Annotated in this window: 16 protein-coding genes; 11 read left to right on the plus strand and 5 right to left on the minus strand. The window is 69.4% G+C overall.

The annotated features are described in order from the left end of the window. Positions 1 to 6 precede the first annotated feature (6 nt). Entirely contained in the window at positions 7 to 765 is a 759-nt protein-coding gene (locus ACLBYD_RS22255) for a 16S rRNA (uracil(1498)-N(3))-methyltransferase (RefSeq protein ID WP_447818157.1), read from the plus strand. 47 nt (positions 766 to 812) lie between these two features. After that, the gene (locus ACLBYD_RS22260; RefSeq protein ID WP_447818158.1) at positions 813 to 1625 is read left to right on the plus strand and encodes an alpha/beta hydrolase family protein; all 813 of its coding nucleotides are present in this window, start codon (positions 813 to 815) and stop codon (positions 1623 to 1625) included. On the opposite strand, the gene ACLBYD_RS22265 is transcribed toward ACLBYD_RS22260, so the two are convergent. Continuing rightward, the gene (locus ACLBYD_RS22265) at positions 1569 to 3182 is read right to left on the minus strand and encodes an MFS transporter (protein ID WP_447818159.1); all 1614 of its coding nucleotides are present in this window, start codon (positions 3180 to 3182) and stop codon (positions 1569 to 1571) included. The two genes, ACLBYD_RS22260 and ACLBYD_RS22265, sit on opposite strands and share 57 nt — an antisense overlap. 181 nt (positions 3183 to 3363) lie before the next feature. Here ACLBYD_RS22265 and ACLBYD_RS22270 point away from each other — a divergent pair, with 181 nt between their 5' ends. The 5 genes from ACLBYD_RS22270 to era all read left to right on the plus strand — a co-directional run bounded on the left by ACLBYD_RS22270 (position 3364) and on the right by era (position 8008). After that, a complete protein-coding gene (locus ACLBYD_RS22270; RefSeq protein WP_447818160.1) occupies positions 3364 to 3966 on the plus strand; it encodes a TetR/AcrR family transcriptional regulator in 603 nt (200 codons plus the stop codon). A 102-nt stretch (positions 3967 to 4068) separates the two neighbouring features. Beyond that, positions 4069 to 5127, plus strand: coding sequence for a PhoH family protein (locus ACLBYD_RS22275; protein ID WP_447818161.1), 1059 nt, complete (start codon positions 4069 to 4071; stop codon positions 5125 to 5127). 49 nt (positions 5128 to 5176) lie between these two features. Continuing rightward, positions 5177 to 5719: an rRNA maturation RNase YbeY gene (gene ybeY / locus ACLBYD_RS22280; RefSeq protein ID WP_006554478.1), complete on the plus strand. Its 543-nt coding sequence runs from the start codon at positions 5177 to 5179 to the stop codon at positions 5717 to 5719. A 58-nt stretch (positions 5720 to 5777) separates the two neighbouring features. Continuing rightward, positions 5778 to 7094 carry a hemolysin family protein gene (locus ACLBYD_RS22285; RefSeq protein ID WP_447818162.1) on the plus strand — a complete coding sequence of 439 codons (1317 nt, stop codon included), beginning with the start codon at positions 5778 to 5780 and terminating at the stop codon, positions 7092 to 7094. After that, the gene (era, locus tag ACLBYD_RS22290; protein WP_024101353.1) at positions 7091 to 8008 is read left to right on the plus strand and encodes a GTPase Era; all 918 of its coding nucleotides are present in this window, start codon (positions 7091 to 7093) and stop codon (positions 8006 to 8008) included. The genes ACLBYD_RS22285 and era overlap by 4 nt, the downstream gene beginning before the upstream one ends. Before the next feature lie 9 nt (positions 8009 to 8017). On the opposite strand, the gene ACLBYD_RS22295 is transcribed toward era, so the two are convergent. The 4 genes from ACLBYD_RS22295 to ACLBYD_RS22310 all read right to left on the minus strand — a co-directional run bounded on the left by ACLBYD_RS22295 (position 8018) and on the right by ACLBYD_RS22310 (position 12484). Beyond that, positions 8018 to 8665, minus strand: a complete 648-nt coding sequence (locus tag ACLBYD_RS22295) for a cysteine hydrolase family protein (protein ID WP_447818201.1) — start codon at positions 8663 to 8665, stop codon at positions 8018 to 8020. A gap of 41 nt (positions 8666 to 8706) precedes the next feature. Then, the gene (locus tag ACLBYD_RS22300; protein WP_447818164.1) at positions 8707 to 10248 is read right to left on the minus strand and encodes a permease; all 1542 of its coding nucleotides are present in this window, start codon (positions 10246 to 10248) and stop codon (positions 8707 to 8709) included. A 260-nt stretch (positions 10249 to 10508) separates the two neighbouring features. Continuing rightward, positions 10509 to 11084, minus strand: a complete 576-nt coding sequence (locus tag ACLBYD_RS22305; RefSeq protein ID WP_447818165.1) for a TetR/AcrR family transcriptional regulator — start codon at positions 11082 to 11084, stop codon at positions 10509 to 10511. Further along, positions 11075 to 12484, minus strand: a complete 1410-nt coding sequence (locus ACLBYD_RS22310; protein WP_447818167.1) for an amidase — start codon at positions 12482 to 12484, stop codon at positions 11075 to 11077. Before ACLBYD_RS22310 ends, ACLBYD_RS22305 begins: the two co-directional genes overlap by 10 nt. 102 nt (positions 12485 to 12586) lie before the next feature. On the opposite strand from ACLBYD_RS22310, the gene recO reads away from it, so the two are divergent. From recO to ACLBYD_RS22330, 4 genes are read left to right on the plus strand one after another with little or no spacing between them, the layout of a single operon-like run. Next, positions 12587 to 13417: a DNA repair protein RecO gene (gene recO / locus ACLBYD_RS22315; protein ID WP_447818169.1), complete on the plus strand. Its 831-nt coding sequence runs from the start codon at positions 12587 to 12589 to the stop codon at positions 13415 to 13417. Then, positions 13374 to 14180 carry an isoprenyl transferase gene (locus ACLBYD_RS22320; RefSeq protein WP_447818170.1) on the plus strand — a complete coding sequence of 269 codons (807 nt, stop codon included), beginning with the start codon at positions 13374 to 13376 and terminating at the stop codon, positions 14178 to 14180. The genes recO and ACLBYD_RS22320 overlap by 44 nt, the downstream gene beginning before the upstream one ends. Beyond that, positions 14177 to 14602 (plus strand): hypothetical protein, encoded by a 426-nt coding sequence (locus ACLBYD_RS22325; protein ID WP_447818171.1) that lies wholly within the window; start codon positions 14177 to 14179, stop codon positions 14600 to 14602. Before ACLBYD_RS22320 ends, ACLBYD_RS22325 begins: the two co-directional genes overlap by 4 nt. Beyond that, positions 14599 to 15153, plus strand: a complete 555-nt coding sequence (locus ACLBYD_RS22330; protein ID WP_447818173.1) for a T3SS (YopN, CesT) and YbjN peptide-binding chaperone 1 — start codon at positions 14599 to 14601, stop codon at positions 15151 to 15153. Before ACLBYD_RS22325 ends, ACLBYD_RS22330 begins: the two co-directional genes overlap by 4 nt. The last annotated feature ends 17 nt before the right edge of the window (positions 15154 to 15170 follow it).

A 15170-nucleotide genomic window follows, 5' to 3' on the forward strand; every position in this document is an offset into this window, starting at 1 on the left:
GCTCGGGTGGCCGCGACACTGTTCTACCTCGACCCGCTGCCCGACGAGGGGCGGACGGCCGTGCTCGACGGCAAGGAGGGTCGGCACGCCGCGACGGTGCGCCGTATCGCGGTAGGCGAGCGGCTCGTGTTGTCCGACGGTGCCGGTGAAATCGCCGACGTCGAGGTCACGGCGGTCGCGAAGGACCGGCTCGAAGCGCTCGTGCTCGGTCGTCGCGTCGTCGACCCGCCGCGTCCGAGCGTGACCGTCGTGCAGGCGCTGCCGAAATCCGATCGGTCCGAACTCGCCGTCGAACTGGCCACCGAGGCCGGCGCCGACGAGTTCGTGCCGTGGCAGTCGGCGCGCTGCGTCGCCCGGTGGGATGCCAAGGCGGACAAGGGCGTTGCCAAGTGGCAGGCGGTCGCGACCGCCGCGGCGAAGCAGTCGCGGCGCGCGCACGTGCCGACGGTCGCCGGGTTGCACCGCACACCCGAGGTCGTCGCCCGGGTCCGCTCGGCCGTCGAGCGCGGCGACGTCGTCGCGGTGCTCCACGAATCCGCCACGATCCCCTTCGCCGATCTGCCCGTGCGCGACGCCGATTCGCTGACGCTGATCGTCGGTCCCGAAGGCGGACTCGACGACGCGGAGGTCGAAGCCCTCGTCGACGCGGGCGCGGTGGCCGTCGGTCTCGGCCCCACGGTGCTGCGCACCTCGACCGCCGCAGCCGTCGCACTCGGCGCGATCGGTGTGTTGACCGACCGGTGGCGTACCAGGCCCCTGCACTAGGGACCACTGGCGGGTCCCGATTCTCTGTAGCGAAGGAACTTCCTCTCTTGGCTCGTACGAAGATCGCCTACGGCACCCACTCGCAGCAGTTCGGGCACGTCTTCCTTCCCGACCCCGCGACGGTGGCGGGGCCCGTTCCCGCCGTCATGGTCGTTCACGGCGGTTCGTGGCACGGCCGCTACCAGCTCACCCTCGGTACGGCGCTTTCCGTGGAACTCGCGCGTCGCGGTGTGGTGGCGTGGAACGTCGAGTACCGCCGTCTCGAGGCCGGTGGCGCGTGGGACGAGATGTCCGCCGATGTGGTCGCGGCGTACGAGACGATCTTCACCGAGGTCGTTCCGCACGCGCAGCGCGGCGGTGTCGAGGTCGATCTCGACCGTGTGCGGCTCGTCGGTCACTCGGCGGGAGGCCAGCTGGCGGTGTGGCTCGCGGGTGAGAGCACGTCGGTGCGACCGGAATTCGTGGTTTCGCAGGCGGGTGCGCTCGACCTCGTCACCGCCGGGGAGCACGGTCGTCGCGTGGAGGCGTTCGAGGCGCTCTTCGGTGCGTCCTACGCGGATGCACCCGAGTGTTATCGGTCGGCCTCGCCGACGCACCGGCCGCCGATCGGTGTGCCGGTCGCGGTGCTGCACGGCACCGCCGACGAGCAGGTGCCGGTGAGTGTCGCGCACCGTTACGTCGACGCGGCCGACGCGGCAGGAGATCCGGTGTCGCTGGAGCTGTTCGACGGTGAGGATCACGTCGCCTTCCTGAACCGGACCACCCGTGCCTGGGCGCGATCGCTCGATCTGCTCACCGTCCGGTCAGTGGCCGATCTCGGTCTCGCTGCCGGTGCGGGTGTGCAGTCCGCGGGGGAGTAGCGCGGTGACCGCCGCCGCGCCGATGAGCAGGACGATGCCGGCGACGAGGCTCGCGGACGAGATCGCCTCGGCGAACGCTGCGGACGACGCGTCGAGCAGCGGTTGTGCGTACGACGCCGCGAATGGGTTCGCCGCGAGTTCCTCCGCGACGATCGCCGCGCCGCCCACCGAATCGCCGGCCGCCTCGATCGCCATCGCGGCCTGATCGGCCATCGGGCCCGTCAGGTCCGCCAACGGCAATCCGTCGAGGAAGCCGGAGATCTCGCGGTGATAGGTGGTCGCGAGGATCGAGCCGAGCACGGCGATGCCCAGCGAACCGCCGAATTCCACTGCGGTGTCGTTCAACCCGCCCGCCGCTCCGAGATCCGAGTCGGGGAAGCCGCCCATGATCAGGTCGGTGGACGGGGGTGTGGCCAGGCCGATGCCCAATCCGAGCAGCAACAACGAGATCAGAAAGGGCGTGAAACCGGAGGCGCCGTCCGTGACGGTCGAGGTGAGGATGCCTGCCGCAGCGGCGACCATGCCCGTGCCCACGAGGACCCGCGCACCGAGTCGGGGCGCGAGCCGGCCGCTCAGCGCCGCGCCGAGCGAGACCGTCACCGCGAGGGGAAGCAGACGCAGACCGGTCTCGAGCGGGCCGTAACCGAGCACGAACTGGAACTGCTGCGCGACGAAGTAGATGGCGCCGAAGGCGACGAGGAAGAGCAGTAACACCGACACGCACGCACCGCCGACGGTCCGGTCCGCGACCCGACGCACGTCCAGCAGCGGCCGGGGGTGGCGAAGTTCCCACACCACGAAGAGCACCGCGGCGATCACCGAGCCGATCGAGGTGGCGATCACCCCGGTGCCCCAACCGAAGTGGAACCCCTCGATGATCGCGTAGACGATTCCGCCGAGAGCAGCGACCGACAGGGCGCCGCCGACCCAGTCGGTGCGGGTGAGATCGTCCGCCTTCGAGGCCGGCACGAGGATCAGAGCCGCGATCGCGGCGAATGCCGCGATCGGCACGTTGATGAGGAAGGTCGAACCCCACGAGTTCGATTCGAGGAGCCATCCGGCGAGCAGGGGACCGAGCGCGATGGCGAGTCCGGACGTGGCCGCCCAGGCTGCGATCGCGCGGGCACGCTCGTGCACGGGGAACATCGCGACGAGCAGCGACAGTGTCGCAGGCATGATCACGGCGGCGCCCACCCCCATGACGATGCGCGCGACGATCACGTCGCCGGCGCTGTCGGCGAACGATCCGTAGACCGCGCCGGCGGCGAAGGCGACCAGGCCCGCCAGCAACGCGCGGCGTCGTCCGTATCGATCGCCGAGCACGCCGAACAGCAGCATCAGCGCGGCATAGGGGACGGTGTAGCCGTCGATGATCCACTGCATGTCGGCGCTGGTGAGCTGCAGGTCGCGCAGCATGCCGGGTGCGGCGACGATGAGCGAGGTGTTGGCCATCACGACGATGAGCAGGCTCAGGCACAGCACCGCCAGTCCGGCCCAGCGCAGCCGGTAGGGTTCCTTCGCTGCGGTCCCTCCTGCGAGGGTCACGGCAGTGGGCATGGGCTCTCCTCGGGTGCGACACGGGCCGGGACCGGAGCCCCGATCTACACGGTGGTGTGCAAGTTACGCAGCTGCACATCCGTGTGCAACTAAAATGAAAGACAGATCACAGTCGGCGGAAAAGGGTGAGAACGTGGAGAACTCGGTCACACGACCGCGAACCCGATTCAGTGCGAACCGCATGCGCATACTCGACGCTGCGGTGATGTGCTTTGCGGCCGACTCCGACGCGAGCATGGACGATGTCGCCAAGGCCGCGGGTGTCGTCCGCCGCACCGTCTATGCGCACTTCCCCAACCGGGAAGCCCTCGTCGAGGGGATCGTCGACGACGCCTCGACCGCACTCGCCGAGGCTCTCGACCACCCCGAGCCGGACGATCCCGCGGTCGCGCTCGCGGTCGTGGCGTTGCGGACCTGGCCTATCGGCGACCGCTACCGCGTGCTGCTCTCCTTCGCGCGCAAGGAGATGGGAGAGCAACGCATCGCCGAACTGGTCTCCCCGGTGCGCTCACGTGTCCTCGGGCACGTCGAACGCGGCCTCGCGCAGGGCCAGCTCTCCGACTACCTCCCGGCGCCCGTGCTCGTGGGGATGATGGAAGGCCTGACGATGGCCACGCTCGAGCAGGCCAATCTCGGGCTGGTGGACGACTCGGGCGACACGATCGTCCTGGGCAATCTCGTGCTCGGTGGGGTCTCACCCGACCGGGCACCCGGGATCCTCGCCGAGGCACGGCGGTGGCTCGCGGAGCCCGCCTCCGGCGGAGGCGGAACCGAACCCCGCTGAAACTCGCTGTTGCGGGAGGGTACGCCCCGTCCGGCGCTAGACTGGCACGAACACGACGACCGTCGTGCAGGAGCCGAACCGAAAGCAGGACGTACCGTCCACGTGAGTGAACCAGACCGACCCCACGAGCCCGCCGAATTCGAACCGACCACGGTCAAATCGAGCCTCGACATCCCCTCGGAGGCCGCAGCGCCCCTGCTCGGAGCCGCGGACGAGAATCTGATCGCCCTCGAAGCCCTCCTGGCGGCGGACATCCATGTGCGGGGCAACACCGTCACGCTGACCGGAGCGCCTGCCGACGTCGCCCTCGCCGAACGTGCGCTCGCCGAGCTCGTCACCATCGTCCGTCGCGGACAATCGCTCGCCCCCGACGCCGTGCGTCGCACCGTGGGCATGCTCACCCAGGGGCTCTCCGAGTCGCCGGCCGACGTGCTCAGCCTCGACATCCTGTCGCGGCGCGGGAAGACGATCCGGCCCAAGACCCTGAACCAGAAGCGGTACGTCGACGCCATCGACGCCCACACCATCGTTTTCGGTATCGGACCGGCCGGTACGGGCAAGACCTACCTCGCCATGGCGAAGGCCGTGCAGGCGCTGCAGACCAAGCAGGTCAACCGCATCATCCTCACGCGTCCCGCCGTCGAGGCAGGGGAGCGGCTCGGCTTCCTACCGGGCACCCTGTACGAGAAGATCGACCCGTATCTGCGTCCACTGCACGACGCACTGCACGACATGATGGATCCCGAGGCGATCCCGAAGCTCATGCAGGCCGGGGTGATCGAGGTCGCGCCGCTGGCGTTCATGCGTGGCCGCACCCTCAATGACGCCTTCATCATCCTCGACGAGGCGCAGAACACCACCGCCGAGCAGATGAAGATGTTCCTCACGCGCCTGGGCTTCAATTCCAAGATCGTCGTGACCGGCGACATCACGCAGATCGACCTGCCCGGCGGTGCCCGTTCGGGTCTCGCCGCCGCCACCGAGATCCTCGACGGCATCGACGACATCCACATCGCGCGACTCGACAGCAGCGACGTCGTGCGGCACCGGCTCGTCTCCGACATCGTCGACGCCTACAGCCGTTTCGAGGCCACCCGCGACGGCGACGGGATCCCCGGCAACCGCGCCCAGCGTCGCGCGCAGCGGGTGCAGCGTCGATGAACACCCTTGTAGATCAACCGAATACCGTCGTGCAGAAGGAACTCCAGTCATGAGCATCGAGATCTCGAACGAATCGGGAATGGACGTCTCGGAGGAGGAACTCCTCGACGTCGCCCGCTTCGTGATCGCCCGGATGGATGTGCATCCGGCGGCGGAGTTGTCGATGGTGCTCGTGGATCTCGACACCATGGCCGATCTGCACGTGCGGTGGATGGACCTGCCCGGTCCCACCGACGTGATGTCGTTCCCCATGGACGAACTCGAACCCGGCGGTCGTCCCGACGCTCCCGAACCGGGACCGTCGATGCTCGGCGACATCGTGCTGTGTCCGCAGTTCGCCGCCGACCAGGCGGCGAAGGCCGGTCACCCGGTGGCCCACGAACTCGCCCTGCTCACCGTGCACGGCATGCTCCACCTCCTCGGCTACGACCACGCCGAACCGGAGGAGGAGAAGGAGATGTTCGGCCTGCAGAACCAGCTCCTCGCCGAGTGGTACGAGGAGATCCGCCGCGCCGAGCACGAGGCGCGGCTCGCCGCCCGCGACCGGAAGTTGCTGGGCAAGGCCGGTTTCGTCGACACCCCCGAATCATGAGCGGCGACAGTACGAGCCATCGTGATCGGACGGCACCGATCGAGGGAGTGACGATCGCGTGAGTACCGTGCCCCTCGTCGTCCTGGCGGTCGTCCTGGTGGTGCTCGGCGGCCTGTTCGCCGCCGTCGATTCCGCGCTCAACACCGTATCCGCGGCGCGCGCCGAGGAACTCGCGAAGGAGGGCCGCCCCAGTGCGCGCCGCCTGCTCGGTCTGCTCGACGATCGGCCCCGCTACGTCAATCTGACGGTGCTGCTGCGCATCCTCTGCGAGATCACCGCCACCGTCGTGCTCGTCGGTGCGTTGCTCGCCGTGCTCGACCGCACATGGGCGCTCGTCGTGGGCGCCGCGGTGATGGTGATCGTCGACTACGTCGTGATCGGTGTCAGCCCGCGCACGCTCGGACGCCAGCACGCGTACCCGATCGCGCTCGCCGCCACCGGACCGCTGCGGGTACTCGGTGTCCTGCTCGGTCCGATCAGCCGAATCCTCATCAGCGTCGGCAATGCGGTCACGCCCGGTCGCGGTTTCCGGAACGGCCCGTTCTCCAACGAGATCGAGCTGCGCGAACTGGTCGATCTCGCTCAGGAGAGCGGGGTCGTGGCCGACGAGGAACGCCGGATGATCCAGTCGGTGTTCGACTTCGGCGACACCACCGCCCGCGAGATCATGGTTCCGCGCCCCGAGATGGTGTGGATCGAGGAGACCAAGACGGCCGGTCAGGCCACCTCGCTCGCCGTCCGCAGCGGGCACTCGCGGATCCCGGTGATCGGTGAGAACGTCGACGACATCCGCGGTGTCGTCTACCTCAAGGATCTCGTCCAGCAGACCTACTACCACCGCGACGGCGGACGCAGCGTCTCCGTCGCCGACGTCATGCGACCGGCGGTCTTCGTGCCGGATTCGAAGCGCCTCGACGATCTGCTCGCCGACATGCAGCGCGACCGCAACCACATGGCGGTCCTCGTCGACGAATACGGCGGCATCGCCGGTCTCGTGACGATCGAGGACGTCATCGAGGAGATCGTCGGCGAGATCGCCGACGAGTACGACACCGGGGAGATCCCCGACGTCGAGGAACTCGGCGACGACACCTACCGCGTCTCCGCGCGACTTCCCGTCGAGGACCTCGGCGAACTGTTCGACATCGACATCGAGGACGACGAGGTCGACACCGTCGGCGGACTCCTCGGCTACGAACTCGGCCGAGTTCCTCTGCCGGGTGCGGAGGTACGGACCCACGGCCTGCTGCTCCGCGGCGAGGGCGGACCGGACGTCCGCGGGCGGGTGCGTGTGAGCACCGTCTTCGTGCAGCGCGCCACCCCCGAAGAAGAACCCACCGATACCGATACGGCCACCACCGAGGAGCATGCATGACCGACACCGACTTCCGTTCCGGCTTCATCTGTTTCGTCGGCCGGCCCAACACCGGGAAGTCGACGCTCACGAATGCGCTCGTCGGCAGCAAGATCGCGATCACCTCCTCGCGCCCGCAGACCACCCGCCACACCATCCGCGGCATCGTCCACCGCGACAACGCCCAGCTCATCCTCGTGGACACCCCGGGACTGCACCGCCCGCGCACCCTGCTCGGCCAGCGGCTCAACGATCTGGTGCAGGACACCTACTCCGAGGTCGACGCGATCGGCATGTGCTTCCCCGCCGACGAGAAGATCGGCCCCGGCGACCGCTGGATCCTCGAGCAGGTGCGCCACATGGCGCCGAAGACCCCGGTCATCGGCATCGTCACGAAGATCGACAAGGTGGGCAAACAGCAGGTCGCCGCGCAGTTGCTCGCCGTGTCGAAGCTCCTCGGCGAGAACTGCGAGGTCGTGCCGGTCTCCGCGGCCTCGGGTGAGCAGGTCGAGGTCCTCGTCGACGTCCTCGTCTCGCACATGGAACCTGGACCGGCCTTCTATCCCGACGGCGAGCTCACCGACGAGCCGGAGGAGACCCTGATGGCCGAGCTCATCCGCGAGGCCGCCCTCGAAGGTCTCGGCGACGAGCTGCCCCACTCGCTCGCCGTCGTGATCGAGGAGATCACCGAACGTGAGGGTCGCACCGAGAAGCAGGGCGAGATGCTCGACGTGCACGCCCTGCTCTACGTCGAGCGGCCGAGCCAGAAGGGCATCGTCATCGGCAAGGGGGGCGCGCGGCTGCGCGAAGTGGGCACCGCCGCACGCACCCAGATCGAGAAGCTCCTCGGCGTGAAGATCTACCTCGACCTGCACGTGAAGGTCGCGAAGGACTGGCAGCGAGATCCCAAACAGCTGGGCCGTCTGGGATTCTGACGCCGAGCCCTACGGGGTGGACGCGGTGATCGGCCGGGCGACCCACATCGACGCGAGGTCGTCCGCGGTCACCACGGTCCCGAAGTTCTGCGCGACGACCGCGACCGAGGCGGCGTGGGCCGCGGAACTGTAGGACGCGGCGCAGTCCTCGACGAGCGAGACCCAGTACTCGTGGAACAGGCCGCTGCGCAGGCTCGATTCGACGCAGATCTCGGTGGCGACGCCGGTGAACAACAGCGATTCGATGCCCCGTGACCGCAGGACGCTGTCGAGGTCGGTGCCGACGAACGCGCTGAAGCGGTGTTTGACGACCACCGGTTCTCCCGGCTCCGGGCGGACGCCGTAGAAGTCGGCTCCCGGAGTACCGGGCCGGCAGGTCAGGCCGGTCCGCGCCGTGCCGGGACCGGTGCCGACGCGGCCCAGCCACTGCGGCGTGTCCGTGGTCTCGTCGTGTTCCGTACGGACCCACACGACGGGCACGTCCCTGCGGCGGGCGCGGTCGATCAGTTCCGCCAGCCGCGGTGTCATGGCGACGGCGGCGGAGACGTCGAAGCCGCAGCCTGCGAGAGCGCCGTCGGGGGAGCAGAAGTCGTTCTGCATGTCGACGACGACCAGGGCGCAGCGTTGCGGGTCGTAGCGGAAACCGGATTCGTCCACGGGGGTCCTCTCCTCGAAGGTGTTCGGTGCGGATGCGGTGGTCACCAGATCACCACCGCGGCGACGGCGGCGACGAGCAGTCCGCTCACCACCGGGATCGCGAGTCGTCGCACGAGATCTCCGACCGGGACGCGGCAGAAGCCCGCGACCACGATCAGCGACGACCAGATGACGAGGGTGCCGCCGCCGGTCCAGGTCGCGGCGTTCTGCGCAAGGGCGGCGAGCGTTGCGGTGTCCATTCCGGCCTGCGGGGCGAGCGCGGCGGCGATACCACCGGTGAGCGGCAGACCGGCCCAGCCGGAGCCGTCCAGACCGATGAGCATGCCGATCAGGATCATGCTGAACGCGGCGAAGAGACCGTTGTCGGGAATGTGGGTCTGGATGCTCTCGACGGCGTCGAACAGGAAGGCCGGCCCGGTGCCGTCCTCGAGTCCCAGGATCGAACCGGAGTAGTCGGGGATACCGAGGTACACGAATCCGGCCACCGGCAGGATGATTCCCATGGCCTTGAACGCGTAGACCAAGCCGTCGACGAAATGGGTGGCGCAGTGTTCGAGGGCGTCGGCCGGGCGCGTCGTCAGGGTCACGGCGGCCATGAGGACGAGCGCGGTGCCGCCGACGAGCGAGGCGCCGGCGCCTTCCGACCACGGCACGAGATCGGTGAAGCGCCCCAGCATCATGTAGACGAGCACCAGGCCGAAGGTCGCGGGAACCCCGATCGCCCAGGCGCGTGCGCGTGCGGGGCGGGTGAGGACCGGGGTGAGAGTTCCGGGCAGGTCGATGTCGGCCACCGTGCTCACCGGTGCGGTGTGGTCGGCCTCGGTGTGGTCGGTCCCGGTGTGGTCGTTCCCGGGGATCGGGAGGTCCCCGTTCGGGTGCGGTGCCGGACGTCCGGAACCGGAGCCGCCGGGGTCCGGATCGTCCGTCGCAGACACGAGATTCGCGGAGTGGCGCACGATCTCCTTGCGGATGGTGAGGAACCACGCGAGTACGGCCGCGGTCAGACCCACGATGAGGGACAGGACCAGTGCGCGGTCGGCGATGTCGTCGGCCGGAACACCTGCGCCGCTCGCCGAGATCGACGGTGCGAGACCGATGACGTAGTCGGAGGCGAGTGCCATGCCCTGTCCGGAGATCGCGAGGGCGAGCGCGGCGCCGAGCGGCGGCAGCCCGGCCTTGATCGCCGCCGGGAGCAGCACGGCACCGATGATCGCGAGAGCAGGTGTGGGCCAGAAGAACAACGACAGCAGATAGGTGACGACGAACAGCACGACGTAGGCGATACGGCCGTTGATCATCCAGCGCCCGGAGGGACGCACCATGAGTTCGTCGGCGCCGATGGTGCGCATCGCCGCGAGCATCGATGTCACGGCGGCGATGACGACGAAGATCTCGAAGAGCGCTCCGCCGGCGGTGAGGGTGGCGCGGAAGACCGCCATGACGGCGGAGGCGACGTTGCCGTCGTAGGCGAGGGCGGTGGCGAAAGTGGCGACGACGGACGGGATCAGGACGTTCTTGCGTAGTGCCATGGCGACGATCAGGCCGACCAGTCCGAGCAGGAAGACGATGTGCGCGACGGTCACGGGAGACTCCTCGACGTGTGAACATGCGGCGGGCGACGACCGTGGACGGATCGAAGGGCGCCGCGACATCGATGGGCGGCACCGCCGTCGTCGGCCGGAACATGTCGATCTTGAAGAGTCGGACAGGACTCGGCAATCGGCCGACAGACCACCCGCGACGGGAAAGAACTGTGCACACTGCACAATTCGTGACGGCGGTGTTTCGTCACGGACGCGGATGTGAACGCGTCGTCACGCCGGGGCCGGTGACCGAAGGGAACTCAGCGACGCGTTGCCGCCGCGCCGTGCAGCAGCAGCAGAACGGCCTCCGACAGATCCGGCTCCGTACCTGTCGACAGGCGGCGCAGTTGCAGCCCGGTGATGGTCGCGACGACCGTCGGTGCGATCGTCTCCGGATCCGGCACTCCCAGCGCGGAAAGGACGGAGACGGTCAACGCGTCGTAGGCACGCCAGCAGCGTTCGGCGACCCGCCGCAGTTCCTCGTCGCGCCCCGCCTGCACATAGAGCTCGAAGGGGGCGATGCGTTCGGCCGTGAAGGTCAGGTCGTGGGCGACGCGTTCGGTGAGTTCGGCGGCCTCCGTCAGCGACAGGGCCCGGGATCGATACTGCTCGGCGAGTTCTCGCAGCCGCTCGGTCTCCTCGTCGACGAAGAACTCGAGCGCGGCGCGCAGCAGGTCGGCCTGGGTGGGGAAGTGGTAGGTGATCGAACCGAGCGACACTTCGGCGCGCGCCGCGATGCGCCGGTTCGTCACCCCGGTGACCCCGTCGGTGCCGACGAGATACAGGGTGGCGTGGACGATCCGCGAGCGGGCGTCGTCGCGCGTGGTCACCACCATCGCTCCGGGGTGTGTTCGTGCCAGCGCAGCACCGATTCGAGTTGGGAGGCGAGGGACACCAGCAGCGGTTCGGAGTTCGCCGGGCCGAGCAGCTGGGCACCCACCGGCAGTCGCTCCTCGGTGAAACCCGCGGGGACGTTGATCGCGGGCCAGCCCAGCACGTTCCACGGCCACGCGTAGGGGCATGCGCCGGTGATGACCTTGTCGGTCGCCCAGCCGCCGATGCCGTCGATCGCCGTCACCGGCAGCGGCGGTGTGGCAGTGGTGGGGGCGAGCACGACGTCGAACCGGTCGAAGATGCGGCCGACCCGACGGTGCAGTCGCGGTTCGACCGCGCGCGCCGCCCGCAACGGATAACCGTGCAGGAACCGGCCGGTGCGGGCGTTGGCGCGGGTGCGCACGTCGGCGAGGGACGGGTCGGGCAGGCGGTACAACCAATCCTCGATACCGGCCATGGATCGCGGGAGGAAGGCGAGACCGAACGTCATTCCGTAGTCGGGATCGGCGAGGGTCACCTCGTGGCCGAGATCGCGCAGTACCGCGGCGAGTGCGGCGATGCGGGTGCGGACGCGGGCGTCGAGGCGGGTGGGTGTCGCGGTGAACGGGATCTTCAGCGACAGAGCGATGTTCAGCCTGCCGGGATCTCGTCCCACGGCGTCGGAGACGGTCAGCGGCGCGCACGCGTGCCGGTCGCCGGGGTGGTTCCCGGACACGACGTCGAGGAGCAGGGCCGCGTCGGCGACCGTGCGGGCGAGTGGGCCGTGCGTGGTGAGTCCGTTGAAGGATTCGGCGTCGGGCCACATGGAGATCCGGCCGCGTTGCGGCTTGATGCCGACGAGATTGGACCACGAGGCGGGGATGCGGACCGATCCGGCGCCGTCGGATCCCAGGGCGGCCGGCACGAGTCCCGCTGCGACGGCCGCGGCGCTGCCACCCGACGAGCCGCCGGGGGTGTGGTCGCGCGACCACGCGCTGCGGGTGTGCCCGAAGGCGTCGCCGCCGGTGAGCGGCCACTGGCCGAGTTCGGGGGAGTGGGTCTTGCCGACGATCACCGCGCCGGCGGCCCGCAGGCGACGCACGACCTCGGCGTCGGTGTCCTTGGGGGCGAAGGTGCCGGCGCAGCCGAACATCGTCGTCTCGCCGACGATGTCGGTGTCGTCCTTGATCGCGATGGGGACGCCCAGCAGGGGGAGGCGTTCGCTGTTCGCGCGGCGCCGATCGGCCTCGCGGGCCTCGTCGAGTGCGGCGGTGCGGCGCACGACGCGGAAGGCGTTCAGGTGCGGTTGCGATTCGTCGATCCGGTCGAGGCTCGCACGGACGAGGTCCGTGGAGGTGGTCTCGCCGCGGTCGAGTGCCTCGACGGTCGCTTTCAGGTCGCGCAGGTCGGTTCGAGCGTCCATTCGTTCCCCCGTTCGTTCGAACGAACAGTAACGCGTTCCAGTTCTGGGTGTCGAGTCCTTCGCGGGTCGTCCGGTGTCACCGCGACATGACAGACTCGGGGAGTGAGGCTTTATCGGGACAACGCGGTGGTGCTGCGTCAGCACAAGCTGGGCGAGGCCGACCGCATCGTCACCCTGTTGACGCGCCGGCACGGTCTCGTGCGGGCCGTCGCGAAGGGCGTGCGCCGGACACGCTCCAAGTTCGGCGCACGGCTCGAACCGTTCGCCCACATCGACGTCCAGCTCCACCCGGGCCGCAGTCTCGACGTCATCACCCAGGTGCAGACCCTCGACGCCTTCGCGGTGGGCATCGTCGACGACTACCCCCGCTACACCACCGCGTGCGCGATCCTCGAGACCGCCGAACGCCTCGCCGGTGAGGAACGCGCGCCCGTGCCGCGCCTGCACGCGCTCACCGTCGGCGCCCTTCGCGCGGTGTGCGACCGCACCCGGCCGCCCGAACTCGTGCTCGACGCCTATCTTCTGCGGGCCATGGCCTACGCGGGATGGGCGCCGGCGATCACCCACTGCGCGCGCTGCGACCGTCCCGGCCCGCACACCGCCTTCCACGTCGCCGCCGGTGGTGCGGTGTGCGTGCACTGCCGTCCGCCGGGAGCGGCCACCCCGGCCCCGGGCGTGTTGGCGCTGCTCGACGCGCTCAACCACGGACGCTGGGACGACACCGAGGCCGCCGACACGGCGGTGCGTCGCCAGGCCAGCGGCCTCGTCGCCGCGCACCTGCAGTGGCATCTCGAACGGCAACTGCGCTCGCTGCCCCTCGTCGAGCGCGGTCGCACCGAACCTGCGACGGGGAGCCGGGTTGATGACGTCGCCCGGGGTGTCCGGCAGGATGGGGACCGTGATTCGACGACGTACCACGCCCCCATCGCCTGAGCGGGTGATCCGGCCGCCCGACCCGCATCCGTCGGGCGCGCGACCTCCCGTGCTGCAACCCGAGCTGACCCCACAGCACGTGGCGCTCGTGATGGACGGCAACGGTCGCTGGGCGCAGGAGCGCGGTCTGCCGCGCACCGCCGGCCACGAACGCGGCGAGGCCGTGCTCATGGACACGGTGTGCGGATGCATCGAGATGGGCGTCAAGTGGCTCTCGGCCTACGCCTTCTCCACCGAGAACTGGAAGCGCAGCCCCGACGAGGTCCGCTTCCTCATGGGCTTCAACCGCGACGTGATCCGCCGCCGCCGCGACGAGATGCACGAGATGGGGGTGCGCGTCCGGTGGGCCGGTCGCCGTCCCCGCCTGTGGCGCAGCGTGATCAAGGAACTCGAGATCGCCGAGGAACTGACGAAGGACAACGACGTCATGACCCTCACGATGTGCGTCAACTACGGCGGTCGCGCCGAGATCGCCGACGCCGCACGGGAGATCGCCCGCCGGGTCGCGGCAGGGGAACTCGATCCCGAACGCATCACCGAGTCGACGATCGCGCGGTATCTCGACGAGCCCGACATGCCCGACGTCGACCTGTTCCTGCGGCCCTCGGGCGAGCAGCGCACCTCGAACTTCCTGCTGTGGCAGTCGGCGTATGCCGAACTCGTCTTCCAGGACACGATGTTCCCCGATTTCGACCGTCGCGATCTGTGGGCGGCGTGCGTCGAATACGCCTCCCGCGACCGGCGGTTCGGTGGTGTGAAGTGACCTCGCTGCGCGAGCGGATCGCGGGCGCGCTGACGCCCTTCGTCGACGTCCGCTTCCCGTCGTCCGCCGCCGACGGCGACGGCTCGTTCGGATTCGACTACGGCGCCGTGCCCTTCGCGCTGCAGGTCGTCACGCTCACCGAAGGACTCGACATGGTCTCCGTCACCGGAGTGCTCGCGTGGGATCTTCCGCTCGACGACGCCGTGCGCGGTCGGGTCGCGGCCGCCGCCGACGCCCTGCAGTTCGGCTCGGTCCACCTCATCGAACGCGAGACCGACGCCGACGTCGTGCTGCGGTACTCGTTCCCCGCGACCGGTCTCGACGACACGGCGCTGACCACCATGCTGTTGCTCGTGCTCGACGGTGCCGCCGACGCGCGTGGCGCCGTGGCCGGTACCCCCGATCCCAAGGAGAATTCGTGACCACCACCGACATCGACGCCGAGACCACCACCGAGGAGGTCGTCGCCGACGGGGCACACGCCGTCGCGATCCCCACCGAGGACGACGACGCGCTGCGCGCCGCTGTGGTGGAGACGCTGTCGGAGATTCTCGAGGAAGCTCCCGAGCCCGACGAGGACGGCGAGATCCCGATCTGGATCGACGACGTGCTCACCTACGCGACGGTCGACGCCGAGGGCGGCTTCGTGCTGCTCACCACCTACCTGGTCGAGGGCATCACGGGCCGCACCCGCGCCGCCGAGGTCCTCGGCGACCTGCAGGTCGAGTTCCCCGAGGTCAAGTTCGTCCTCGACAAGGACCGGGTCACCGTCGAACTGCGGGTCGCAGCGTCGCCGCTCGTCCCGATCCATCTCGTGCGGGCCGTCGCGTCGCTCGTGCCGGTCGTCGAGCAGGCACGCGCACTGGCGCAGCGTCTCGGCGGAGAAGCGTCGGTCTTCGACGGTGAGGCCGAGGACGACGAGGGGAACCTGCTCGCCGACGGCTGCGGCTGTGATGACTGCGATTGCGGCTGACGGCCGCGGGCCGTCGG

This window comes from Rhodococcus sp. C26F, assembly GCF_053345925.1.

Excerpts from the sequence above, each read along its gene's own strand:
- ACLBYD_RS22265 (WP_447818159.1), bottom strand. The coding sequence starts at position 3,182 with ATGCCCACTGCCGTGACCCTCGCAGGAGGGACCGCAGCGAAGGAACCC.
- ACLBYD_RS22270 (WP_447818160.1), top strand. The coding sequence starts at position 3,364 with ATGCGCATACTCGACGCTGCGGTGATGTGCTTTGCGGCCGACTCCGAC.
- ybeY (WP_006554478.1), top strand. The coding sequence starts at position 5,177 with ATGAGCATCGAGATCTCGAACGAATCGGGAATGGACGTCTCGGAGGAG.
- era (WP_024101353.1), top strand. The coding sequence starts at position 7,091 with ATGACCGACACCGACTTCCGTTCCGGCTTCATCTGTTTCGTCGGCCGG.
- ACLBYD_RS22305 (WP_447818165.1), bottom strand. The coding sequence starts at position 11,084 with ATGGTGGTGACCACGCGCGACGACGCCCGCTCGCGGATCGTCCACGCC.
- ACLBYD_RS22310 (WP_447818167.1), bottom strand. The coding sequence starts at position 12,484 with ATGGACGCTCGAACCGACCTGCGCGACCTGAAAGCGACCGTCGAGGCA.
- ACLBYD_RS22320 (WP_447818170.1), top strand. The coding sequence starts at position 13,374 with ATGGGGACCGTGATTCGACGACGTACCACGCCCCCATCGCCTGAGCGG.